Raw genomic sequence first — 26,257 nt, 5'->3', positions numbered from 1 at the left:
GGAAAAACATCATGACTCAAGCATCTGCAAAAGAAACCCAATCTAGAGGCATTAATCGCACAATTTGTATCGGTTTAGGTGGCACGGGGAGAGATGTATTAATGCGAATTAGACGGTTAATTGTTGACCGTTATGGAGACCTAAATAACTTACCAATTGTCAGTTTTGTTCATATAGACACAGATAAAGCAGCCACCCAAGTTACAGGGATTAGAACAGGGAGTACCTATCATGGTGTTGATTTAAGTTTTAAAGAAGCTGAAAAAGTCAGCGCTACCATGTCATCGAAAGATGTCACCATGTTTGTAGACGGACTAGAACGGCGTTCAGAATATAATAGTTATGGTCCTTATGATCATATTGGAATCTGGTTTCCGCCTCAATTATTGCGGAATATTAAAGCAGTAGAAGAAGGTGCAAAAGGTATTAGACCTGTAGGAAGACTGGCTTTTTTTCACAACTATCAAAAAGTAAAAACAGCAATTGAAACCGCCGAAAGACGCACCAGAGGACACGAAGCTTTATTACTAAAATCAGGCTTTAAAATAGATCCAGGATTAAGTATTTTTGTAGTCGGTTCTCTTTGTGGTGGCACAGGAAGCGGGATGTTTCTAGATGTTGCTTATAGTCTGAGAAATCTTTATGGTGAACAAGGCGCTCGCATTTTTGGCTATTTAGTAATTAGTCCAGAATTGTATGGTAATACTACTAGAATGATTGCGAATACTTATGCCGCATTAAAAGAACTAAATTATTACAGTAATCCTGGTACAGAATTTGCAGCTTGTTATGATATTGAAAATTTATCAATTATTCAAGAAAAACGTCCACCTTTTGATTATGCTTATTTGCTATCTCATCAAACAGGGGGAGAATATGAAATACTTACACAAGGTAAGCTATGTAATGTAATCGCTCATAAAATAGGGTTAGAATTTTCCGGTGAATTAGCTCCAGTGATTAAAGGAAATCGAGATAATTTTCTACAACACCTAATTCAATCAGACAAACATCCTCGTCCTAATAGCCAAATATACTTAACATTTGGACTATCAGCAATTTATTTTCCTCGTGATACTATCATTCAAATAGCCTTAACAAAAGTCAGTTCAGAATTAATCAAATTCTGGTTAAATGGTAAAGGTCAAAGTCCTGATCCTATCAACTTACTTGAACAATTTTTAATTCAACATCACTGGCATAATGATTTGGTAAAACGAGATGGATTAACTAATAAATTAGCGGAGTCTGTAGAAGAATCTAACAAGACCTTTAGTAATAGTATCAAAACTTGGCAGAATAAATTATCAAAGTTAATCTCTGAATCTAAAAATAAAGATGATCGTGTAAATGTTCGTCAACAGTTAGCGACAGAATTTTATAAACAATTTCGTACCGTGCAACCAGGAGAAACCGAAAGTATTCGCGGTTATTGGTTAACAAAATTGATACAAGCTGCTCCTAAAATCATCAAAGAACTTAGCACCAATATTGATGATTATTTAATTAAGTTACTTACACCAATAGAGGCTAACTTTGCTATTAAAAATGGTCGTAATTGGTTAGAAGCATTGCAATATGAATTACATAAATATCAACGTGATTTGCAAGAATCAATAGCTGATTTGGGGGGAATGAAACGCATAGAAGATGTAGAAAGAAAGTGGGATAACACTGACCAAATTATTGAAGAACTGGAAAATAGATTTATCCTGATTGGCAATTTAAAGAATAATCAATTTCAAGACGAATGTAAAAAAGCTATCCAGGAAGTTTGTAAACTAATTAGGCATAATTTTGATTTAACAGTTATCCAAGAAACACTGAAAATTGTTAGTCAGTTACAAAAGCACGTTCAAGAAAGAGAAAAAGAAGTCGCTGCTTTTAGCAGTTTAGTAGAAGACTTACAAAGTGCTTATGAAAAAGAGGAAAGAGAATTAAAACAATTAAATTTTGATGAAATGAGTGGAGAGGCAATTTTTGATAGTGAAGATATAGAGCTTTGCTATCAAACAATGTTACCAGAAAATGATTTGCGTCCTCAATTAGTTTTAGCAAGTTCAGCAATCACAGAAACATCGGGTAAAGGTTCATCTTTGGCATTTTTCTTAAATATGGAAAGAGCTACATACTCCCAGCTAAAACAAGAAATTGATCCCACAGTTGTTCAAATATTTGCTTTTCGTGGTAGCAATATTGTCAATTCTGTAATTAAACGCTTCATGCGAAAATATTCATCATCTGCTGGTTCAACTCGTTTAACACAAATTATGCAGGAAGCTCAACCCTTACTGCGGTTAAATTTGAATGATCCTTATTTCCGAGACGAGGATGATAAAAGTAGTAAATTAGTAGGATATAAAGATACAGATGAATCAGATGTGACAGATTTCAAAAAACTCCTCACACAAGATTTAGGGATTTCCACAAGTGTTTTAAAAGCAATACAAGCAGATGATGAAATCCTAATTGTGAATGAGTATGCAGGGTTTCCGTTGAGATTAATTAGTAGTTTGGAAAGAATGAGAAATCCATATTTACGAGAACAAAATTCTGGGACATCTTTTTTGCATAATGATTATCGCGCTTCTTTTCCTGATATAATTCCCCCAGATGCGAGAAGAATGGAAGAACTAGAGGATATTTTTTATCCTTGTTTAGCATTAGAATTGTTAACAGAAAATCAGGAAAATCAGGAATTAGAATTTCAACATTATGACTCTTTCCAAGATAGTTATTATACTGCTGCTGTGAGTGCAAATTGGATGGAAGCTTTGGAAGATTTAGCCAATAACCGCAATATGGCGGATACTTTGCAGAAGATTTTAGATGATACAATTTCTAAAATGCAAAATAATCCGAAATTATGGGAAAATGAATATCTGCCGAAACTGCGTCAATTTCCAGATAAGTTGAAGCAAATACCCGAAGATAGTCAAAATTTTCCCTATATACAAAAAGTATATGTCTCACCAAACAATATTCAACCTACAGTTAAAGAAGGGGTGATAAATCGTTTTTGGAAGAAAATGGAAGCTAAATTGAGAAATCCAAATCCTCTTCCACCCACAGATAATATAGAAAATCAAAAAACTCTTGTTGGTGAAATAGATTTTAGTTCTCCCCTAAATAATACTAATAATCGTCAAAAACGACGACTAGAATTGGAACAGCTTAAACAAGATTTAGATGAAGGTTTTATTACTCCTGAAGAATATGAAAGAGAAAAAGAAAAAATCTTTCTTCAATATCCACTGTAGTTAATATCGTTCATATCTACCCACTTTTAATAATTTTTCTACACTACTAAAGGTCATTTTTATGCCACCACTACCACCTTACTTGATTTTTATCACTCTTTTTCTCGTTGTCATTCCATCTCTAGTGACTATTTTTCTTCGCATATCTCTTTACCGCTATTTGATAAATTTGAATAATAAAATTCAAAAATTAATCCAACAAGGAGTGAAGAAAGATAAAGACAAAGAAGAAGGAGAACTGAAAATCATCCAGATATTAAAAAATAGATTTAAGCAAGCTAGTAAACAACTAGACTATATCAATACAGGAGCATTAATTGATCAAGTTTATAGCCAGGAAAAAATCAAGGGACTTACCTGTGAACAAATAGATTATTTATGTCGCATTCTGCCAAATTTACTATTAGCTTTTGGGTTGCTGGGAACTTTTTTAGGTATTACCATTAATTTATCTACCCTTAGTCAAACGATTAATCAAGCTAATGCTAATGATGTTAGTAATTTAGTCACTGAATTAAAGAAACCATTGGAAGGAATGAGCATTGCATTTACTACCAGTTTAACAGGACTATTTTTCAGTGCTTTGTTAACATTATTCAATTTTATTTTTAACAGTGGACTCGCTAAATATCGTCTGATTAGTTCTTTAGAAGATTATCTAGATAATATTTATCTTCCTGAAGTACAGGGAGATGCTCGTCTTGATAAAATAGTTAATAGAATGGTATCCCAACAGGATGTATTTTTAACAAATTTTGGCGAAACGGTGCGAAAAGCTGTGGAACAATCTATGGGAAAGGTAGCACAACAAATTGCTGACGGGAATAAAGAAACTACAGATTTAGCTAGACAGGTTTATGAAAAATTTACAGCTTCTGCTGGAACTATATCTAGTGCTGCTAATGAGTTTCAAAATTCTATGTCAGCATTAAATACAACATCTCAGATATTTAAACAGTCTGCTGAAACTTTTAATCAAAGTCAGTTTCCTCTCAAATTATCATTAGCTGTTGTAGATTTGAGTAATACACAGCAGAAATTTTCTGAGTCAGCTACAAGTTTAGCAGCAACAACGGAAGTAATTAAAACAGTTTTAACGGAGGTTCAGAATTATAGTCAGACTTTAATTAAGTTAGCAGAAGAAATAAACAATACAAATAAAACTTCAATTCAGGTATTAGACTTACATCAAAATAACCAAAATCTTCTCACTGAAATTATTCCCCAACTTCAACAAGGAGCTAATAGTTACGAAAAAGCAGTTAATAAACTGGATGATTTAAATCAAAGAGTGAGCGATAAATTCAATAATTTTGATCAATTAATTACAGCTATGACTCAGTTATTAGAAAATGTGAAAACATATACAACGGAATTAATTAGCAAAGTTGCAACGGAAACTGAAAATTCTAGTCAGAGTTTAATTAGTTTAGCTGAAGAGATAAAAGCTATGAACCAAACTTCAATTCAGGTATTAGACTTACATCAAAATAACCAAAATCTTCGGTTCTACCGTTCCCCTTATGATCAAACATCCTTTTAATATATCCAAAACCATTGGTGTAGAAAATATTAAAACCTCAAATCCAATCGGTGTAGGGGTTTCAGGGATATTTTACCGAAAATATCATAAAGGGAGCGGTAGAGCCAAATCTTCTCACTGAAATTATTCCCGGACTTCAGCAAGGAGCTAATAGTTATGAAAAAGCAGTTAATAAACTGGATGATTTAGATCAAAGAGTGCGCGATAAAGTTAATAGTTTTGATAAATTAATCACAACTATTGAGCAGTTGTTAGAAAATGTGAAAACCTATACAAGGGATGTGAATACTACTATTAATATAGCATCTAACCAAATAGATGGTAATAATCAAAAACTGCAAACATTTGTGAATGATATTAATGATTATGTTCGTAAATTTAGTCTTGAATTTACTAAAATTCAATCAGAATTGATAAAATTATTAGAGAATAATAATTATCAACTAATTTCTGAATATCAAAATGTGAGTAATACCATTATTCAAGGAATTGACAGACAAACTAATATCAACAAGAAGGGTTTTGATGCTAATATTAAAGGTTTGGAGCTATTAATCAGGATTCTTGGGGAATATCCACAAAAACTTGATGACACAAATACCGATACATAAGGTGCGTTACGCTGGCGCTAACACACCCTACTGTTTAAATTGACTAACAAATTTACAAAAATAAAACATTGCAATTATGGCTCGTCGTTCACGCTACACAGAATATAATGAAGATCTAAACGTTTGGCCAGCATTTACTGATTTAATGTCTAATGCGTTTATGATATTGATTTTATTTTTGTTTTTAACTATTATCATATCACAAATCACTAAAGATCCGGGGTCAACAGATACACCACCAATCATAATCATAAAAGATCAAGGTGATTATAGATTTGCTTCCGGTAGTGCGGAAATTCCTGCGAAAATGTCAACTTATATATTTAACCAAATAGTACCGGAAATAGAAGCTAGAACTAAACAATATGGGATTAATGTAGTAGAAATAATCGGACATACAGACGGACAAGCTAATAGTAAAGTAACAAGTAATTTAGATGTAAATTTAGAAAATGTAGCTAGTGGTAACTTACAAGTAGGAAAACTACAAGCTGGTTCTAATGCTGATTTGGGATTAATGCGGGCTTTATCAGTTGTGAAGGTTCTGGGTGATATCCAGAAAAAACAAGGTAAACTATCTGGACTATCATTTCGTGCTTATTCTGCGGCACAATTAATATTACCAAATGGAAAATTTGCAGGGATAGCGCGGAAAGAGGATGTCACTCGACGACGAATTGAAATCCGTTTTACACGGTTGGGAGAAGTGCGAGAAGTTAGATAAAAAATCATACTTCATCTATCAAAATTTTGCCTTCCCCCTTCCATCAAAAATCTATCACCTTCCCAGATTCGAGACTATTCCTAATTTGATCTAATTCTTCCGTCTGAACTCCTGAACTCCTAACTGAGAACCTTATGTCAAATGTAGCAAAAAGCAAATCCCACCGCCGACTAAAACGCCAACTACTTATCGTCATGCTGGTGATTTTTGCTTGGAGTGTGGCCATGGGCTGGATATTAGGATTCGCTACCAGCGCTCGCGGTGCAAATCCTGTAGACTCAATTGGAACTGTTGATGTCGTACCAGCACAATACCAACCAGGACAAGAACTGTATTTAGAAAACTGCTCATCTTGTCATATCGCATTACCACCGGCTGTATTTCCTAGTTAAACTTGGAAAAACCTTTTACAAGACTCCCAGCACTATGGCGTACAAATTAAGCCTTTAGGCAAACTTGAACATCTTTTAGTATCAAAATATCTTTACACCTTTTCCCGTGTGCAACTACAGGAAGAAACAACACCCTAGCGTCTCAAGGACTCTCGTTATTTTAAGGCTTTGCATCCTGGTGTCAAATTACCCACTCCTATAAATATGGGTAGTTGTGTGAGTTGTCATTTTAATGCTGATAAGTACGACTTCCGCAGCCTTAGTCCAGAATGGAAGTAGGGGTAGGAGTTTAGGAAGAAGAATTTTCTCAATGACGAATGACCACTGACCAATTACCAATTACCAATGACATTCAAAGTCTATAATTATATAGCTAAAGCTTAAATCTCCATTTCCCTTGATTTAATTCTATAAACTGCCATGCTAAAACTTTTGTTGGGCGATCCCAACGCTCGTAAACTTAAAAAATACCAACCTTACATTACAGAAATTAACCTCTTAGAGGAAGATATTAAGCCGCTGTCTGATGAACAGTTAAAAGCGAAAACCGTCGAGTTTAAACAACGGTTGGCCAATGGACAAACCCTAGATGATATCTTACCGGAAGCCTTTGCTGTGGTTAGGGAATCAGGACGGCGTGTTTTAGGATTGCGACACTTTGATGTGCAACTTCAGGGTGGGATAATTCTGCATACTGGGCAAATTGCCGAAATGAAAACTGGTGAGGGGAAAACTTTAGTAGCTACCCTACCAAGTTATTTAAATGCCCTGACTGGTAAAGGTGTCCACGTGATTACCGTCAATGATTACCTGGCGCGTCGGGACGCGGAATGGATGGGTCAGGTACACCGGTTCTTAGGGTTAAGTGTAGGGCTAATTCAGTCCACTATGACCCCCAGTGAGCGCCAAAAAAACTATGAGTGTGATATTACCTATGTCACCAACAGCGAAATAGGCTTTGATTATCTCCGGGATAATATGGCTACTTCAATGGCTGAGGTGGTACAACGTCCGTTTAATTTCTGTGTGATTGACGAGGTAGACTCGATTTTAGTTGACGAAGCCCGGACTCCATTAATTATTTCTGGTCAGGTGGAAAGACCAACGGAAAAATACTTACAAGCGGCAGAAATTGCCTTTAGTTTGCAAAAGGATGAACATTACGAAGTTAATGAAAAGGATCGTAACGTTCTATTGACAGATGAGGGTTTTGCAGAATCGGAAAATCAGTTGGGTGTAACCGATTTGTTTGACCCAGAAGACCCTTGGGCGCATTTTATGTTTAATGCGATTAAGGCTAAGGAATTATTTCTCAAAGATGTGAATTATATTGTCCGCAATGACGAAATTGTGATTGTGGATGAATTTACAGGTCGGGTATTACCAGGGCGACGATGGAGTGATGGTTTACACCAAGCTATTGAAGCCAAGGAACACGTAGAAATTCAACCAGAAACCCAAACTTTGGCGACAATTACCTATCAAAATCTATTTTTGCTCTATCCCAAGTTGGGGGGAATGACGGGAACGGCGAAAACGGAAGAGGTGGAATTTGAAAAGATTTATAAACGAGAAGTGACGATTATTCCCACTAATCGGATTAGAAGACGGGAAGACTTGTCTGATATGGTGTTTAAGACTGAACCAGGGAAGTGGGGAGCGATCGCGAAAGAATGTGCCGAAATGCACGAAAATGGTAGACCTGTGTTAGTAGGGACAACCAGTGTCGAAAAATCTGAACTTCTTAGCCGACTCCTCAAGGAAATGGAAATTCCCCACGAGTTACTTAACGCTAGACCAGAAAACGTGGAACGGGAAGCGGAAATTATTGCCCAAGCTGGACGCAGTGGGGCTGTAACTATCGCCACCAACATGGCAGGACGGGGTACAGACATTATCCTGGGTGGTAACTCTGAGTATATGGCGCGGTTGAAACTGCGGGAATACTTTATGCCTCGCATTGTTAGCCCCGAAGATGATGATAGTTTTGGGATGCAAAGGGCTTCTGGACTACCTATCGGTGGTAGCGGTAGCGGACAAGGCTTTGTTCCTGGTAAAAAGGTGAAAACTTGGCGGGCTTCTCCAGAAATTTTCCCCACCCAATTAAGAAAAGAAACAGAACAGCTTTTAAAAGCGGCTGTAGAGGTGGCTGTGAAGGCTTATGGTGAGCGCAGTTTACCGGAATTGGAAGCAGAAGAGAAGGTAGCTGTGGCGGCGGAAAAAGCCCCGACAGATGACCTGGTAATTCAGAAATTGCGGGCAGCTTACCAGCAGGTTAAGCACGAGTATGAAGAATTTACTGTCCGCGAACATGATGACGTTGTCAACAGAGGTGGTTTGCACGTAATTGGAACGGAACGTCATGAGTCACGACGAATTGATAACCAGTTACGCGGACGGGCGGGAAGACAAGGCGACCCTGGAACGACAAGATTTTTCCTCAGTTTAGAGGATAACCTATTACGCATCTTTGGGGGCGATCGCGTTGCTGGCTTGATGAATGCTTTCCAAGTGGAAGAAGATATGCCGATAGAATCAGGTATGTTAACTCGCAGCTTAGAGGGCGCACAGAAAAAGGTGGAAACCTATTACTACGACATCCGTAAACAGGTGTTTGAGTATGACGAGGTAATGAATAATCAACGGCGGGCTATCTATGCGGAACGTCGCCGGGTGTTGGAAGGTCAGGATTTGAAGGAACAGGTGATAAAATACGCAGAAAAAACGATGGACGACATCGTTGATTATTACATCAACCCTGATTTACCTTCGGAAGAATGGGAGTTAGAAAAGTTAGTAGATAAGGTGAAGGAGTTTGTTTACCTGTTGGCTGATATGCAGTCTGGACAGTTGGAGGATATGGGAGTACCGGAAATTAAAGCGTTCCTCCATGAACAAGCGCGGATTGCCTATGATATGAAGGAAGCGCAAATTGACCAAATTCAACCGGGTTTAATGCGCCAAGCGGAACGGTTTTTTATTCTCCAACGCATAGATACTTTGTGGCGGGAGCATCTGCAACAAATGGATGCTTTGCGTGAGTCTGTTGGTTTGCGTGGTTATGGGCAAAAAGACCCGCTCATTGAGTATAAGAGTGAGGGTTATGAGTTGTTCTTGGATATGATGGTTAATATCCGCCGTGATGTGGTTTATTCTCTGTTTATGTTCCAGCCTCAAGCGCAGCAAACTGCTGAGATGGTTTAAGGTTTTTTTCTCACAGAGACGCACAAGGCACGGAGGGTGTTTTCTGCGTCTTTGTTTTATTTTTGTTTCGCGCAAAGTCGCTAAGGAGCAAAGGCGCAAAGGAAGAAGAGGGAAGAAAAGGGAAGGATTAAAGCTGTTATAATCTTTGAAACTATATAGGCATTTATTTATATGGAGTATAGTTATAAAACCGAAAATGGTAACCTGTTTGACATTATTGCACAATCACCAGAAATGGAAATTGTGAGATACTTATTGGTATTGCAAGCTAGTTTTCGTTTATTTGATGGTAATTATCATGAATTAATACAATACTTAGATTATGCTCATAAGCAAAGCGAAAATCAAGAAGCTTTGATTGATGAAACATCAAGACTATTGCATAATTTCCTCGCATCTGCTGGCTCATTAGTCGAGCATACTAGGGTAATAATCAGAAAGTTATACTCAAATCATGAGTTTAAAGATGTATATCAAAAAAAATTACAAGAAGATTTAGGAAATAATCATGAACGAAATTTAATACAAAATTTACGTAATTATACTCTGCATGAAAAGTTACCTATCTTAGATTTACAAAACTCTTTTTCAGACAATTTACTATTCAGTATCCAAATAGATGTGAAAACCCTTAAAGAATCGGAATACTGGAAACCTTGGGAAGATTCGGAAGATTATTTAAACAAACTTGAAGACAGTACAAAATTGGAAGATTTAGTCAAGAAATATTATGAGTTAATAATAAATTTTTATACATGGCTTACCGAAAAACAACATAATATTCATAAAGCAGATATAGAAAAGCTTCAAAAAATGAAAAAAGGAATTATGTAAAAATATCAATATATCAATTCAACCTAAAAAGCTAATATTGGAAATTGTGCAGTTTTCTTTAGAATGAAGATAGGAATTACGATGGATTACAGCCATAAAAACGAATTGTATAAACGTTTTGATTTTATACAAAAATCAAAAGAAACAGACATTTATCGAAACTTAAAGGCATTGCAAGCAAGTTATCATGTCTTTTATGGTAATTATATTGTATTAACAAAATATCTAGAACCTCTCCAAGACCCAAAAGAGTCTTTAAAAAAGTACAATTTTTACGAAAGAAAGAACCAAGAAGATTTGATTGATGAAACCTCAAGGCTATTTCATAATTTTATTGCAGCTACAGAATCACTATTTGATCATACAGATAAAATAATTGAAAAATTATACTCCCAGTTCAGAAATGAGTATGATGAAAAAAAAGAAAAATATATAAAAAGTCAGTCAATCAGCAAGTTTGTCAAAGATTTACGCCAATACACTCTACATTATACTTTACCTCTAAAAGAATTACAAATTGGGTTTTCAATAGATAGAGATATAGACTTCAGCATGAAAATAAATATTGAACATCTTAAAAAATCGAGTAAATGGAGGAAAAAATTTAACCATTATTTAAAGGGACGTGAAAGTTTGTCAGTTCTAAATTTAGTTAATGACTACTTTGTGCTAATACAAAATTTTTATGACTGGCTAACTACTAAATTAATCAGCCAAGTAACAGAATAAGATTTAGAAAAGGTTGTAAAAAATCATGACAGAAAAGAAAAGAACTGATTTTAATTATTGCCAACTTGAAAATAACTTGATATATATTTCAGGGTCAATTATTCAGGCTTATAAATCTAATAAATGCGAGTTAACAGTTTGCCATGAATATGATGAAAATGATGCTTCATTAAGGGTGTATATCGTAGATGCTAACTTAGAAAAATCTTTTATTGAGCTAGGAGTTTACTTCAAATGGCCAAATGATAACTACATAATTCGTATCTGGGACAAAAGTATTACTCCAACAGACAAAGATAAGAAAATTTGGAACGAGAAAGAACCATGTCCAGGTCATTTAGCTTGGCAATATGAAAATGAAGATTTATCAGAGGAAGGATTTTCAAATTTTGATTCAGGTTTGCACAAACTTATTTACGAGTACGTCAAGAAAATTCAAGATTTTTATTTATCATCTGGTGGTGTAAGTCCTGAAATTAAGAATCTACTTTAGTAGAATTGTTAGATTATAAACTAGATATATTATAATTAAATTATCAATCAAGAGGTCTGACTTTTCAGATCGTGGTAGCAAGGTCTACCCTTGACTGACTTTGATTTTCCAATAACATAGTATTTAACAAGGCTAGAAAAAAATATTATGACTACATCTATTGCTGACCAAGTTATTGAACAATTAAAAATTATGCCTCAAGACTTGCAATATCAAGTCCTAGAATTTGCCCGCAATTTGACAAGTTCAAAAATCAAAGGTGTTCCCGGTAAACAATTACTGCCTTTTGCAGGTTCAATACCTAAAGAAGACTTACAGCTAATGAGTGAAGCAATAGAACAATTACAAGATAGAAAATAATCCACTTTGGAAAAATATATGCCAAAAATTACCCTAGAAGTATCAGAAGAACTATCTCAACAAATAGCGCAAATAGGCAATGAACGCCTACCAGAACTACTGGCTTTGAGTCTTCAACAACCAGCAATACCAACACAAATTTACCAATATATCCTTAATTTTCTTGCCAGTAACCCCACTCCTCAACAAATTGCTGAATTTAAACCCACACCGGAAATGCAAGACAGGTTACGTACTTTACTAGCACGTAATAAAGCAGGTGATATTAACCCCAGAGAGTTAAAAGAACTGGATGAGTATGAACGTATTGAACACTTAATTGTGATGATTAAAGCTGGTAATTTATCTTATTTGACTAGTAAACTGTGAGTACATCCTACATTCCGGCTGCACTTCGCCGCTTAGTAGAAGAACGGGCAAACTATAAATGTGAATATTGCTTATTACCCGCAGGAATTGCCTTCTTTTCCCATGAAATTGACCACGTTATAGCTGAAAAGCATGGTGGTGAAACAAATGCTGATAATCTAGCTCTCACCTGTTGGCGTTGTAACCGCTATAAAGGTAGTGATTTAGGTTCATTCGACCCAAAAACGGGAGATTTTAGCTTTTTATTCAACCCCCGTCTTCAAGCATGGGCTTTTCATTTTACCTTTTCAGAACTGCTTCTGGTTGGTTTAACTGCTGAAGGACGTACAACAGTCAAGTTGTTACAAATAAATAATGAAGAAAGACTAGCTGAAAGAGGGTTGTAATGATTTTCAATTATTCTCTTACCTTAAAGTCCGAAATATCACCCTTCCCGGATACTCTTGCTGATTAATTTTGGTATAGACTCGCAAACAAGTTAATACTTCACCTGGATTACCACCACAGTCTAATTGCAAGTCATCTTTAGAAAATTCACAAACATCACCATACAGTCCTGATAACTGTTTGAGTCGGACTTCATTACCTGCTTTCATAGCTTTATCAGCGGCTTTTCTAAGGATACGACGAGATTCTTTTTGTAATTTTCCCCACCAAGAATAACGTTCAGCCGGGGGGATAAATACTAAGGAATGAATGGCTTCATCTATGTCAATCCAGGCACATAAATTTAAAATAGTATCAGTATTTTCCTCGGATTTTTGCAGGCGGTGAAAGCGATCGCTTAATGTGTCAATATATTGATGACGTTGTTCTAATTTAGAATGTAAAGAAACTACATCAAAGCTAAAAACACTTTTTAAAGCATGATGTAATTCTGGATCTATCTCAATAAACTTAATATATAAAAGTAAAAATCCGGCGATTAAATATAAATTTTCAGAAAGATGAGTTTGGGCAATTTCTGAATTTACCAAAGCTGTTTGAGATAAACATAATCCTTTGGCCTTAACTGTACCACTTAACCCTGGATAGATAATTTCATCACGGACAAATGGTAATTCCTCCAGATTTATATTATCTACAACTGCACCTACTTCTTGCGCTAATTCTAAAGCCTTATGTCGCCAAAATGTAGCTACATCTTCAGGAACTCGCAACAGTTTTCTATGAATTTCGTTCCATATTTCCGCATCAATTTGGCTTTGAATACAAGAATTACCAAGATAAGATTTTAATTCTGAATCATCATTAAAAGCATCTTTTAATTTTATTAACTGAGGTTGTTTTAGATCCCCGACTTCTTGAAGAAGTCGGGGATCTAATAATTGATGAAGTTCTTGGAGAATTTCTTCTGATAGCTGAAATCCGGTATCAAGCGGATATTCTTGATTTGCTTTGGTTAAAGTTGCGGCTAATCCATATAAATTAAACCGTAATATTTTGGCTAATTCTGAGTTTTTTGTATTTAGTAGTTTATGTAAATTCTGCATAATTTTGTCAGGATGAAAATAAAAAGTAGGTTGGGTTAAGCGACAGCGCAACCCAACAAAAGTCCATAAAATTATTGATAATGTTGGGTTTCCTTACGTCAACCCAACCTACGGAATTAAAGCTAATGAATACCACAAAAAGGATCACGTTCTTTATCAACTTCGTTAGGTTGTAATTCCAATTCTGCCCGATAAACACATCCTTCTTGTTCTAGACATTCTTGATTATTAGATGTCCAATAAGGAACTGCCCCAGCGTGCATTCTTAATATGCCTGTATTATCAAGAGTCACATGATATTGACAAGGATAATCTGTGATAATATCCGGTCTGCTGAGTGTGCCAATCCGTAACCATTTTTTGGTATTTGTATCACTATCAGTTTGATAAATATAGAAGGTGTGTTGACCACTTTGGGGAAATGATGGCAAAGGTTTACTGATTAATCCTGTTCCTGGTTGTTTGACACCATCTTGTAAATAATGAAATGTTTCCATTGATTTACTTTCATTATTATCAACTGCAAATACTAAATGATAAGCATGAGGTTGATCAACTGTGGCAGATTCTAAAACATTAACAGCAATATCACCATCATTTAAGTTGTGTTGATGGTTTTCTATGGCGATATTCCATTTTAAATTACCATCAGTAAATAAGGTATTTTCAGTAGATTTAGATATGACTGAATTAATATCAATGCCAACCACATCTATTAAATAATGGGGATTACCTCGGCATAGTAAAACGCTAAATTGTAAAGCTTGGTCAATCTCAAATTGGATTTTAATTTTTTTGAGAAATTCCTGTTCTTCCATACCCAATTTATCCATCAATATTTTACCGTCGAAACTACCCCACAGGCGAAAAGTGCCATTTTCATAATCTTGACGATGGATAATATTTGTTAATTGGATGCCCTGCCAAGGTGTCCGCACTTTAGCAACAGTATCCCAAGGTGCAAGTTGATATAGTTCTTGTCCAGCATTAAAAATGGCTAATGGTTCGTTACTTTGGGTTTTGCGTTTGAAGTTACAAGGAAGATAATAAAACAGGTTTTTGACATCAATTTCTAGTTGATTTGCACCTTTGCGTAACAGATTTTTAGATTCTTCTGGATCAAATCGAAAGCGACGCAATTTTTCGGCATAACAAGCACCTGCGGAAGTGGCAATTTTGGTAAATTCTAAAACAAAAGTAATTCGTTCGGGATTCCAAACAAAATAAGGCGATTTACTAAATTCTTCGTAAATTTGTTGTTGAACAAGATTAAAGTTACAAGTTTTTCCAGACAGAATTAACCAATCTACTTTTTGATTTGTTTCTGAATTAAGACGGCTTTCCATTAAGCCTTTTGCAATACCAATGGCTTCTTTAATTGAAGAAGTTGCTGCCCGTTCAAATTGCTGATGATCTAAAGTTAGAGAAATAGATTCAGAACTTCTAACTTGAAATTTAATCGCACTTTGGGCAAGAAGTTCACCAATTTGTTGTTCATTTAAAGTGAAGGTTAATAAAGAACCATCTGCGGGTGGTTTTTGCCCTAATTTGAGTTTAGCAGCTTCAGCATGATCCCACAATGTGTAAAAGGTTTGTAGGCGTTGGGTGGCTTGTTGCCAACGAGTTGGTAAGACTTTTTCCGCTGTATCTAGGGCATCTTTAAAAGCAACGTCACCTTCGGGATTTTCTTTATCTATACATTTTAATAAACTACCAGTTTTAAATTTTCCATCTTCTAAAAAACGGTCATTTAATTCAGAGTTAATTAAGTCTTCTAATTTATCGCTTTCAATGTCACCTGTGGTAACTGCGGTCAGCAGAAAATCAGAAATTGCAACTTTTAAAAGTCGGAAAATTCGTAAAGTAATTAATTCACCACCTAATTGTAAATGTCCCGAAGAACCTAATAATTTGGGAGTAAGTTTATAGTAACGTCCTCCTAAACCTCTATCTTCATGATCTGCAAAGAAGGGAGTTTTATCTTCTAGAGTAAGTTCAATTAAAGCTAAGTCTGTTGTACCCCCACCAATATCTAAAACCAGGACATTTTGTGACCATTTATTCCCATTTTGACGACAGCGAGTTTTAAAAGATTCAATCCCAATATTCAGATTTCCGCCAAATTCTCGCCACAGAAAAAAGATAGCTACAGAAACAGCTTCGTCATAGGCTGTTTGCACATCATCAATGCCTAATTCCTGGACTAATTGCTTAATTTCTTTGCGAACTACGGGAGGGGCAACGGTGGGATAGGTAACAACTGCTGTTAAAAAATCGCCTTCTGAAAATATCCGTCTAGCCCGTTGCCGATAATCTTCTGTTAGTTCAATTAATTGCGCCCAAGCTGCTTGAATGAGGCGATTAACTTGAATGTTTTCTTCATCTTCTTCTAAGATAATTGGGAAAGATCGATCTTGTCCAAAATAGCGTTTGGGTGAATGATGAAATCTACTAATAATTTCTTTAACTGAAACAGTTGTTCCTTGGGCTATGGCTTTTTTTCTATTATCTCTTGCGTCTCTACCCATGCGTAGTTTTAAGGGAATTAATTGCGATACTTCCATTTCACTGGGAATTTCTGTACTGCGTCTATCAATATCTAAAACTACGGGAATTAAATTTTGTGATTCTAATGTGGGAACGCGGAAAACTTCGTGATATATAGCATAAAGTTTCTTGCTAACAGCCCGCCGAAATCTATCACTTGTTCCTAAACATAATTCAATTTGGCGAATTGCTTCTAAAAATAATTCTTTGTTATCACTTTCAAAAATTTCACTTAATTGATCTGATTCTATTGCTAAGTTTTTGCTAATATCAACTAGAAATTTTTCCCACTCACTACTACTAACATCTGGTAAGGCTAAATCTGGGGAGGAATTGAACCATTCCGCCATGCGTTCTCTTAATCTCAGTTCTTGTTCTCTGGGTAAAACTTCGGCAATGGGGACTTCTATGGGGTCAAAAAGTGTCACTGTGGAGTTGGAAGTACCAAAATCTAACGCTAACCAACCAGGAAATCTTTTTCTTTGTTTTTCGTTGAGTTTTTCACTGAGTTGTTGACTTAAATTATTCAAATAGTGATCAAATTGTGAAGTATTCATGGGTAGATGATTTTTTGTAGATGAACTTGATGATTTTTGTAAATTGGGTATAAACCAAAGATCACATTCAGCACATACATGATTAGATATGGACAAATTTGGTTTTCCCCCAGCGTCAGAATCAAAATATTCGACAATCACCTTTAAGGTACAATCAACTATTGTGATTAAAGGTGCATCTAACTGACAGGGATCTTGTCCTAATTGAGAAATATTATAAATTTGTTTGGGTGTGGCTGTGTGAAATTGTCTATAACTTTTTTGAATTTGTGCTGCTAATTCATTTGGTGTACCTCTAACTATGCAGGTAATTCGAGAAATGTACGGTATGTTGCTTTTAATAGGGACAATTTGGATGGTGGGTAGATGCAACTGTGTGTTTTCTTTCACACCTAATTTAAAGCTAGGTAGAAGCTGAATTTCCACAGGCATTTTTGATGTTCCTTTTTTGTTTGTTAATATTTCATTGATAGTGCATTTCCCTAAATTTATTTGATAACTAAAGGTTTACTCTTTTCTTAATAGAAGAATATGGATTAAATGAACCACGAAGAAGCGAAGAACACGAAGAAAGAAAGAAGAAAGAAGAAGGAATAAGGAAGTACCAATTAAGTGCAGGTAAATAATTCTTCTTCATTAATTGTGGCAATATCGGTTAAGATCTCTAGCCAAGCTGGAATGGCTAATTCGGTTTGTGAATCTCTTGCAGCAATATATCTTAGTAGTGTTTCTTTTTTGGAAAGGTTTTGCAAGCTGGGAATAATTTGATCTAAAATTCCATTGATTTCTATATTTACTTGCTGATTACTTTCACTCACATACTGCACGAGATGAAGACTAGCACTAGCGGTAATTTCATCTCGCAGTCGTAAGACGAAAAGTTGATGATTTGCGCTTCTTGATGGGTTTTGATTTCTCTCTGGTGACCAATCAAAAATTTGTCCTACACTGTGTTTTTCATCTTGTCTGGCTAGGGGAAAAATACTTTCTGGTTTGATACTTTGATCATGGTTATTGATTTCGGCAATAATGGCTTCTTTCCATTGACGAGGATCAGATCCTAGTAGGAGTTTATAAAATAAATCTGCTTCTTCAAGTCCAAATTTTGATTCAATTTCTTGTTCCATTTCTGGGATAAGAATGGTTTGCAGTTTTTCCCGTTCTAAGGTAATTTGATGTGCCAATGAGCTTAATAAGTCTACCACAGCTTGATGAATGCGATCGCTCGCAAAGTTCTCCAGTTCTTTAACGGTTTTCTCGAAAGCTGGATAAAAGTCATCACTCTTAGTTGGTATGGAGGTATTTACCCGATTTCCTCTATCAAATAATTTCCCCGCTGCACCTTTAAATTCCGCTAAGGTAATTGTGCCATTTTGAATTTTATTAAATAATAATGTCCACTGACTCCAATTCAAAATTTTCAAAGTTAGTTCATCTTTAATGACATCACTAACTACAATTCCTCTTCTATCTTTCAGTTGTTCTTTACCTAAATCTTTCTGAAAGTTTCTGTAGGTTCTATCTAAACTTTCTATGGCTGATCTTAATTCTAGTAAAGCTGGAGTATCAACTGTGGGTATGCCTTGTTCATGGATTTCGGCAATAATTTCTTTGAGATATTCTTGTTGTTGACGAATCACATCAGCAGCCCGACGGGTATCTTCATACAATTGCTTTAAGCCATGATTAGCAACATGAGTTTGAATCAATTCTCTTAATTTACTAATCCCACCATCTTGAGCAAAATAACCTAATTGTCTTCCTAATTGACTCCTCCCATCTGCTGCTAATAAAGCTTCACTTAAATCACCCCATTTCTGTTGTAATTTTTTCGGTCTTTCTAGATAATCAGGATAATCTAAATTGGCAAGAAATTCCTCAGAACCTGCTTTAATTTGACTAGAACGTTTGGCAAATTCAGACAATCCTAATAGTGGCGATAATAAGACAATTCTATCTTTTTGAGAAGTAAATGCTTCCGCCCCATCAATAATGGTTTTGAGAACTTTCAATTTTTGGAAAACTGCATTTGTTTGTAAGGGTTGAGAATCAGATTGATTAGCAATTAATAAATCTAGTTCCCTTTCTCCTCCTTCACTTTCTAAAGGCAGTTGATCAAAACGTCCCACACCGACAAGAATTAAATCCTTGAGGTCTTGTCCTGGACGCTGTTGCTGCATCATTGTGAAGATTTTATTGGCGCGATCGCTCCCCGGTGATTTACCATTAAGTAAGACTAAAATTGTCTGTACCTGTGCCAATTCTCGCAAGGATAAAAATGTATCTCTAGTTCCAGAATTAGCTGCACCCAAGCCGGGAAAATCTAAAAGGACAAATTCTTCTGCACCTGTAACATCCCAAATTTCTCGTGATATTTTCACATCAATATCAACACGACGAATTAAGGGAAAACTGGTTTGTAATAATTGCGTTCCTAACCTTTGTGGCGCATTTGGTAAGCGAACATTCGCTGGTGGTAAATCCTCAAATTTCAGAGATTGAATCGCCATGGGCATTTCTGCCAGTTGTAAACCTTCACGGGCTGTAATCCCATCAATTGGGTAAAGACGACCGCATAAAGCCTCACCATAAGCCTGATAAGCCCGCAAAAATAACACTAACTCCCGCACCAAATAACGCAACTCTAAATTATTGGAACTTTTCCAAACTTCCTCACACCAAATACTGATATCCTTACCGGTTTTAATTTTAGCTACCTGTAAAGGTGTCACCCCAGCGGACGCAGCGCGACGGTTTGCTTCTTTGAGCATGAAGTGTAAGCACTCATTTACCCCTTCATGGGATAAATATTCTACCGTATAATTATTTGCCTGGGTAGTTGCAAAACCATCCTGGGGTTTAATATGAATAGCTGTGACATTACCGGTTGTCGGATTTTCGCTCACGGGTAAAGCGTCTGCGTAACCAATGAGACTTCCTAGCAGCAAACTTTTACCGCTGCTAAATTCCCCCATGATGCCAATTTTTACCGGTGAGTTGGCCAGTTCCACAGTTTTCTCTGCTGCCTCTCGCAGCCGCAGCAGACAATCATCAAGGCTAGTGGGAACCCAATCTTCCTCCTGGGAAGGGCGCTGGGGAACTGAGTCAATTTTGCGGAGGATAAATTCACCGTACTCTTTCAATCGTGCCAGCTTATCTGGTTCCATAGAGTAGTCTTTCGTTTGAGTTCATTTTCACAACTGGGTTATAACACAAAACCTCAAAACTATTCCTATGTGGTGCCACGAAAACAGGCAAGACGCAAGACGGAAGCGGGAATTTCTTTGTTCTTTGTTTTTCTAATCTTCATCTAAGTAGGTGAACACAATAAAACCAATCTGTGTAAAGAAAAGTAAAATCGCCCAAACCCTCTTCACTCTTGCCTCTTGCCTCTTGCCTCTTGCCTTGCTATGACGACAATTTTCAACGCCAACCTACTTATACCGTTAAGTTGACACCAATAAGCAATGCTAAACCCCGGCAATTGCCAGAAATTACCCAGCTTTCAAAATCTCATCATCTACAGAAAAATCAACTTCTAATTTATCTTGTCCATTGATTAAATAATCATTTACTAAAGAATTTTGCAAACCAGAAATCAAATCATATTTAGGTTGCCAATTTAATTCTATCTGTGCTTTATTCACTGATGCAAAGAAATGCTGTACCCGCATCGGAAAAGCTTTCCGTTTACCGAAATCAAACTTTTTCGGATCATAATGGACGATTTTTACATCATCGGCAGATTTACCAGCAGCTACAGCACAAGCACGCGCTAACCCATCGAAAGTGACAAAGCGATCGCCCGAAATATTATAAATCTGTCCAATTGCTTGATTATTCCCAATTATCTGGGTCATCGCTTGAGCTAAATCCCAGACATGACCAAGCTGAGTGATGTGCATTCCATTCCCAGGAATACAAATCGGGCGATCGCGTACAATTCTATCAAAAAACCAACTTTCCAAAGGATTATAATTTTGCGGTCCGTAGATATAAGTAGGACGAATAGAAGTAAAGGGGATTCCCAACTGCTTGAGGTAAGCTTCCGTTTCATGTTTACCCTGGTGACGACTCTTAGGATCAACAGCATCCCCTTCTAAATGGGGCATTTGGTCAGATTTGAGGTAAACACCCGCAGAACTCATATAAACAAAATGTTTGACCCGTCCTTGAAAAATTTCTGCCAGAGGTTGTGTATCCGTTAGTTCCCTACCATTATTGTCAAAAACGACATCAAAACTTTCTGGTGCTAACTTTTCTTGAAGTTGAGTTGAGTTAGTGCGATCGCCTATAATTTGTCCTACCCCCGCAGGTGCAGCATGATTACCACGATTGAACAAAACCACCTCATGTCCAGCTTTCATCAGTAATTCAGTCAAATACACCCCAATAAACCGAGTTCCACCAATAACCAGAATCCGCATAACTTTCTAATTCCTGAATAAAAATCACCCTTATCTGTAGAGGTTATCAGGTTGTAGTATCACTAGAGGAACATCTTTTGGTAGGATTATATCTTCTATTCAATCTAGAGAGATCAAAATCTTTCCCCCTGCCGTCTCCGAACGACAATTTTTAATGCTCACCTACTTACCTTCCACCCATTCAACTTAACCGTGTCCTTAGAATATGCCTTAGTTCATGAGTGGTTAACCCCTCAAGCCACAGGAGGTTCAGAACTCGTAGTCCAGGAAATATTAAATCACATTGACGCTGATTTATACGCCCTGATTGATTTTGAATCCAGCAATCCAGAAAGTTACCTGTATAAACGTCAAATTGGCACAACGTTTTTACAGAAATTTCCCCAAGCCCGTCAAGGAGTCCAAAAATATTTACCCCTATTACCCTTGGCCATTGAGCAATTGGATTTGCGACAATATGAAGTTATTTTATCTTCATCTCATGCTGTAGCTAAAGGAGTCTTAACCACCCCTAATCAATTGCATATATGCTATAGCCATAGCCCCATGCGCTACGCGTGGGATTTAACCTTTGATTATCTCAACCAAAGCAAACTAGGGCAAGGAGCAATCGGCTGGATCACCCGCCAAATCCTCCATAATTTGCGGCAATGGGACGTAATCAGTGCCAACCGGGTGGATTACTTCATTGCCAATTCACAACACACAGCTAGACGAATTTGGCGGTGCTATCGTCGAGAAGCAACCGTCATCTATCCACCAGTGAATATTGATGAATGTCTCTTTTCCTCGCAAAAAGAGGATTTTTATCTGATAGTTTCCCGACTAGTAAGTTATAAACAAGTTTCCTTAATTGTTCAGGCTTTTAATCGCCTCAAAAAACCCTTGATAGTTATTGGTACAGGTCCTCAAATGAACAAATTACGGGAAATAGCCCAACCACACATTCAAATCTTAGGATGGCAACCCGATCATATCGTCAAAAATTATATGTCCCGTGCCAAAGCCTTTGTTTATGCAGCTTGCGAAGACTTTGGCATTGCCCTAGTTGAAGCCCAAGCTTGTGGAACTCCCGTAATTGCCTATGGTGCAGGTGGTGCATTAGAAACAGTGAGAGATATTCAGACACATCCTGATACAGGAACTGGTATATTATTTAAAATCCAGACAGTAGGAGCTATAGTAGATGCCGTAGAAAAATTTGTAGATCATGAGCATTTATACAATTACGAGTATATACAAACACACGCTAATCAATTTTCTCGCCAGGTTTTTGCAGAACGTTATCTAGGTTTTGTGAATGAATGTCGTGAAAAAGGAGTTTACCAAAAGTAAACATCGGCCTTTTGTATTTATTTTCTCAGAAGAGTGCAAATTTTTCCTCAAAATTACTGCCTTTTAGCTTTAAGATTGGGACTATGTGTGGTGTGGATTATAAAGGAGTATGATGACTGCCCAGAGTTCACTCCTCTCCGGCAAACGATACCCGCGGAAGGATAACAGTACATCTGTGACTGTTTTATCAAAACGTGGTCAAAAAGTTAAACAGCCAAAGGTGAAATCCAGAAGTTTATCTTTTCAGGGTTTATACGGAGAGTTTTTTAAACGACTGTTTGATATAGTTTTTTCATTGTCGGTCTTGATTTTGTTTTCTCCCATCTACATGATATTGGCCTTATTGATAGCCATAAGCTCAAAGGGTCCGATCTTTTATGTTCAAGAACGGGTGGGCAAAAACTACCGCAGTTTCAATTGCATTAAGTTTCGCACCATGGTCAAAAATGCTGACGAAATTCTTGTCGAAATGATGGCTACATCACCTAACCTCCGAGCAGAATTCGAAGACAATTTTAAGCTGAAAACAGACCCAAGAATCACTAAAATTGGTCACTTTTTGCGAATTACCAGCTTAGATGAATTTCCCCAATTTTGGAATGTTCTCAAAGGAGATATGAGTGTAGTTGGGCCAAGACCTTTAGTAGCGGAAGAATTAATAAAATATGGTGATTATATCAATCATGTTTTAACGATTCGTCCTGGAATTACTGGTTTGTGGCAAGTATCCGGGCGTAATGATATTCCATATCCTCGCCGGGTGCAAATAGACCTCCATTATGTCAATTTTAGGAATTTTTGGCTTGATTTGTGGATCATCCTGAAAACAGTTAATGTTGTCATTATGCCCAAAAATAAAGGAGCTTACTAAGTAAGTACGCAAATTCCATCTTATGGGGCAACATTATGCCCCAAAAACTATTTTCGATAGCAAAGGTATAAAATTTATTCTTACTCATATATACGGCTCAAGGAATTTTTATTACTGGCAATAATTGATACACTTGAAATTAAAAATATTAATTGAACTAAACCTATAATTATTTGTTAAAGTGTTTTTTAGCAAAAATATTTGTTGACCTTTAACTTGTAATAGCAACTAATATTTGCAGCCTGTCTATTGGGCAGTTATATCAATTAACTGCTAGTTTATATCAGACTGTTTGTAATCTTCAACTAAAAATAACAAGGCATCACCAAGCATGACACAAAGAAAACGGGCTTTAATTACTGGTATTACTGGTCAAGATGGTTCTTATTTAACTGAACTTTTACTAGAACAAGGTTATGAAGTCCACGGGATTATTCGCCGTACTTCCACCTTTAACACAGACAGAATTGATCATATGTATGAAGATCCTCATAACGAGGGCGCAAGGCTGTTTCTTCACTATGGTGATTTGACAGACGGAACAACACTGCGGCGGATTTTAGAAGAAGTTAAACCTACAGAAATTTATAATTTAGGCGCTCAATCCCACGTCCGGGTGAGCTTTGATTCACCTGAATATACAGTAGATGCTGTAGGTATGGGGACATTACGTTTATTGGAAGCAATCCGCGATTATCAACACCGCACTGGGATTGAAGTCCGTTTCTATCAAGCTGGTTCTTCGGAAATGTATGGTTTGGTGCAAGCAGTTCCCCAAAGTGAAACCACACCTTTTTATCCCCGCAGTCCCTACGCTTGTGCTAAGGTGTACGCTCACTGGCAAACCATAAATTACCGCGAATCTTACAATTTATTTGCTTGTAACGGTATTCTTTTTAATCATGAATCTCCCAGAAGGGGAGAAACATTTGTTACCCGCAAAATTACTAGAGCCATAGCCCGCATAGTTGCTGGTAAACAAAAAAATATCTTTATGGGTAATTTGGACTCCAAGAGAGATTGGGGTTATGCCAAAGATTACGTAAAAGCAATGTGGTTGATGTTGCAACAAGAGCAGCCAGATGATTATGTGGTGGCAACCGGTGAAACCCATTCAGTAAAAGAGTTTCTGGAGTTAGCATTTAGTTATGTTAATCTCGATTGGCAGAAATACGTAGAGTTTGATCAACGTTATCTGCGTCCTGCGGAAGTAGATTTATTAATTGGTGATCCGACTAAGGCACAGCAAAAATTAGGCTGGCAACCATCGGTAACATTTAAAGAACTGGTTGCGCTAATGGTAGAAGCTGATTTACAAGCTGTGGGTTGTACTTCCCCTAATGGTAATGGTGCAAAATACCCTCAAGATATTGCTACTACCCGTCAAGAATTGGGATCTCTACACTTTTAATTCAGATCAAGGATAATAATATGACAGCCTTAGAATTAGAAAATAAACGAATTCTTGTCACTGGTGGGGCGGGTTTTCTCGGCCGTCAGGTGATAGATCAATTATGTCAGCATGGCGCTAACAGTGAGAAAATTACTGTAACGCGATCGCACGATTGTGATCTACGAGTATGGGAAAATTGCCAACGGGCAGCAAATCAACAGGATATTATCATTCACCTAGCTGCCCATGTTGGTGGCATTGGTCTGAATCGAGAAAAACCCGGCGAGTTATTTTACGATAACTTAATCATGGGAACTCAGTTAATCCATGCAGCTTATCAACAAGGGATAGAAAAGTTTGTCTGTGTAGGAACTATTTGCGCCTATCCTAAGTTTACCCCTGTACCATTTAAAGAAGATGACATCTGGAATGGTTATCCAGAAGAGACTAACGCCCCCTATGGAGTGGCAAAAAAAGCTCTCTTAGTCCAACTACAATCTTATCGTCAGCAGTATGGGTTTAATGGTATTTACCTGTTACCAGTGAACTTGTATGGACCTGAAGATAATTTCAACCCCAGCAGTTCTCATGTAATTCCCGCTTTAATTCGCAAAGTGGAAGAAGCCCAAACCAGGGGAGAAAAACAACTTCCTGTGTGGGGTGATGGTTCTCCTACCCGTGAATTTTTGTATTCTACAGACGCAGCACGGGGAATAGTCATGGGAACTCAGTTTTATGATGATGCTGAACCCGTGAATTTAGGAACTGGTTACGAAATCTCTATCAAAGATCTAATTACCTTAATTTGCGAATTGATGGAGTATGAGGGTGAACTTGTGTGGGAAACCGACAAACCCAATGGTCAACCCCGACGTTGTTTGGATACGGAAAGGGCAAAACAGGCTTTTGGCTTCACTGCTGAAGTAGAATTTAGACAAGGCTTGAAAAATACTATTGATTGGTGGCGTAAAAACGCTGCATAGATTATCTCCTCATCTCGTTCCCAGTCTCCGACTGGGAATGCCTTCATAAGACCTCGCGGTAAGTGGGAAACGAGCGTGGCTTGGCTCCCAACAGAGGGAAGCGACACGAGGGATTTTAATCCCTGTGGTATG

Annotated in this window: 19 protein-coding genes and 1 pseudogene; 16 read left to right on the top strand and 4 right to left on the bottom strand. The window is 37.0% G+C overall.

What is annotated here, in order from left to right; all coding sequences use genetic code 11:
• The first annotated feature begins 11 nt into the window (after positions 1 to 11).
• The 12 genes and pseudogenes from AN490_RS07730 (at position 12) to AN490_RS07675 (ending at position 12,905) form a co-directional block, all read left to right on the top strand.
• Positions 12 to 3,260 (top strand): tubulin-like doman-containing protein, encoded by a 3,249-nt coding sequence (locus AN490_RS07730; protein ID WP_300001437.1) that lies wholly within the window; start codon positions 12 to 14, stop codon positions 3,258 to 3,260.
• A 61-nt stretch (positions 3,261 to 3,321) separates the two neighbouring features.
• The gene (locus AN490_RS07725) at positions 3,322 to 4,803 is read left to right on the top strand and encodes a hypothetical protein (RefSeq protein ID WP_300001435.1); all 1,482 of its coding nucleotides are present in this window, start codon (positions 3,322 to 3,324) and stop codon (positions 4,801 to 4,803) included.
• 197 nt (positions 4,804 to 5,000) lie between these two features.
• Positions 5,001 to 5,414 carry a hypothetical protein gene (locus AN490_RS07720; RefSeq protein ID WP_300001433.1) on the top strand — a complete coding sequence of 138 codons (414 nt, stop codon included), beginning with the start codon at positions 5,001 to 5,003 and terminating at the stop codon, positions 5,412 to 5,414.
• 76 nt (positions 5,415 to 5,490) lie between these two features.
• Positions 5,491 to 6,138: a flagellar motor protein gene (locus AN490_RS07715; protein ID WP_300001431.1), complete on the top strand. Its 648-nt coding sequence runs from the start codon at positions 5,491 to 5,493 to the stop codon at positions 6,136 to 6,138.
• Positions 6,139 to 6,272: 134 nt separating this feature from the next.
• A pseudogene (locus AN490_RS07710) lies at positions 6,273 to 6,809 on the top strand (cytochrome C).
• Between the two features lie 141 nt (positions 6,810 to 6,950).
• Complete coding sequence (gene secA / locus AN490_RS07705) at positions 6,951 to 9,734, top strand: preprotein translocase subunit SecA (RefSeq protein WP_300001429.1); 2,784 nt, start codon at positions 6,951 to 6,953, stop codon at positions 9,732 to 9,734.
• 171 nt (positions 9,735 to 9,905) lie between these two features.
• Positions 9,906 to 10,568 (top strand): hypothetical protein, encoded by a 663-nt coding sequence (locus AN490_RS07700; RefSeq protein ID WP_300001427.1) that lies wholly within the window; start codon positions 9,906 to 9,908, stop codon positions 10,566 to 10,568.
• Positions 10,569 to 10,649: 81 nt separating this feature from the next.
• Positions 10,650 to 11,297, top strand: a complete 648-nt coding sequence (locus AN490_RS07695) for a hypothetical protein (protein ID WP_300001425.1) — start codon at positions 10,650 to 10,652, stop codon at positions 11,295 to 11,297.
• A 25-nt stretch (positions 11,298 to 11,322) separates the two neighbouring features.
• Positions 11,323 to 11,790, top strand: coding sequence for a hypothetical protein (locus AN490_RS07690; protein ID WP_300001423.1), 468 nt, complete (start codon positions 11,323 to 11,325; stop codon positions 11,788 to 11,790).
• 147 nt (positions 11,791 to 11,937) lie between these two features.
• Positions 11,938 to 12,150 carry a hypothetical protein gene (locus tag AN490_RS07685; RefSeq protein ID WP_300001421.1) on the top strand — a complete coding sequence of 71 codons (213 nt, stop codon included), beginning with the start codon at positions 11,938 to 11,940 and terminating at the stop codon, positions 12,148 to 12,150.
• Positions 12,151 to 12,168: 18 nt separating this feature from the next.
• Positions 12,169 to 12,519: a hypothetical protein gene (locus AN490_RS07680; RefSeq protein ID WP_271835249.1), complete on the top strand. Its 351-nt coding sequence runs from the start codon at positions 12,169 to 12,171 to the stop codon at positions 12,517 to 12,519.
• Positions 12,516 to 12,905 (top strand): HNH endonuclease signature motif containing protein, encoded by a 390-nt coding sequence (locus AN490_RS07675; protein ID WP_271835250.1) that lies wholly within the window; start codon positions 12,516 to 12,518, stop codon positions 12,903 to 12,905. Before AN490_RS07680 ends, AN490_RS07675 begins: the two co-directional genes overlap by 4 nt.
• Before the next feature lie 18 nt (positions 12,906 to 12,923).
• Here AN490_RS07675 and AN490_RS07670 read toward each other — a convergent pair whose 3' ends face one another.
• The 4 genes from AN490_RS07670 to AN490_RS07655 all read right to left on the bottom strand — a co-directional run bounded on the left by AN490_RS07670 (position 12,924) and on the right by AN490_RS07655 (position 21,543).
• On the bottom strand, positions 12,924 to 14,012 hold the full coding sequence (locus AN490_RS07670; RefSeq protein ID WP_300001417.1) for a hypothetical protein: 1,089 nt from the start codon (positions 14,010 to 14,012) through the stop codon (positions 12,924 to 12,926).
• Between the two features lie 122 nt (positions 14,013 to 14,134).
• Positions 14,135 to 17,548, bottom strand: a complete 3,414-nt coding sequence (locus AN490_RS07665; RefSeq protein WP_300001415.1) for a molecular chaperone — start codon at positions 17,546 to 17,548, stop codon at positions 14,135 to 14,137.
• A gap of 176 nt (positions 17,549 to 17,724) precedes the next feature.
• Entirely contained in the window at positions 17,725 to 20,283 is a 2,559-nt protein-coding gene (locus tag AN490_RS07660) for a dynamin family protein (protein ID WP_300001413.1), read from the bottom strand.
• A gap of 327 nt (positions 20,284 to 20,610) precedes the next feature.
• Entirely contained in the window at positions 20,611 to 21,543 is a 933-nt protein-coding gene (locus AN490_RS07655; protein WP_300001411.1) for an NAD-dependent epimerase/dehydratase family protein, read from the bottom strand.
• Between the two features lie 192 nt (positions 21,544 to 21,735).
• Here AN490_RS07655 and AN490_RS07650 point away from each other — a divergent pair, with 192 nt between their 5' ends.
• From AN490_RS07650 to AN490_RS07635, 4 genes are all read left to right on the top strand, one after another.
• The gene (locus tag AN490_RS07650; RefSeq protein ID WP_300001409.1) at positions 21,736 to 22,878 is read left to right on the top strand and encodes a glycosyltransferase; all 1,143 of its coding nucleotides are present in this window, start codon (positions 21,736 to 21,738) and stop codon (positions 22,876 to 22,878) included.
• 112 nt (positions 22,879 to 22,990) lie between these two features.
• A complete protein-coding gene (locus AN490_RS07645; protein ID WP_300001532.1) occupies positions 22,991 to 23,749 on the top strand; it encodes a sugar transferase in 759 nt (252 codons plus the stop codon).
• A 331-nt stretch (positions 23,750 to 24,080) separates the two neighbouring features.
• Entirely contained in the window at positions 24,081 to 25,160 is a 1,080-nt protein-coding gene (gene gmd, locus AN490_RS07640; protein WP_300001407.1) for a GDP-mannose 4,6-dehydratase, read from the top strand.
• A 20-nt stretch (positions 25,161 to 25,180) separates the two neighbouring features.
• The gene (locus AN490_RS07635; protein WP_300001405.1) at positions 25,181 to 26,125 is read left to right on the top strand and encodes a GDP-L-fucose synthase; all 945 of its coding nucleotides are present in this window, start codon (positions 25,181 to 25,183) and stop codon (positions 26,123 to 26,125) included.
• Positions 26,126 to 26,257: the final 132 nt, after the last annotated feature.

Source organism: Anabaena sp. AL09 (genome assembly GCF_001672255.1).
GTDB classification, from domain to species: Bacteria; Cyanobacteriota; Cyanobacteriia; order Cyanobacteriales; family Nostocaceae; genus Dolichospermum; species Dolichospermum lemmermannii.
This window is presented reverse-complemented; position numbering and strand designations above follow the sequence as displayed.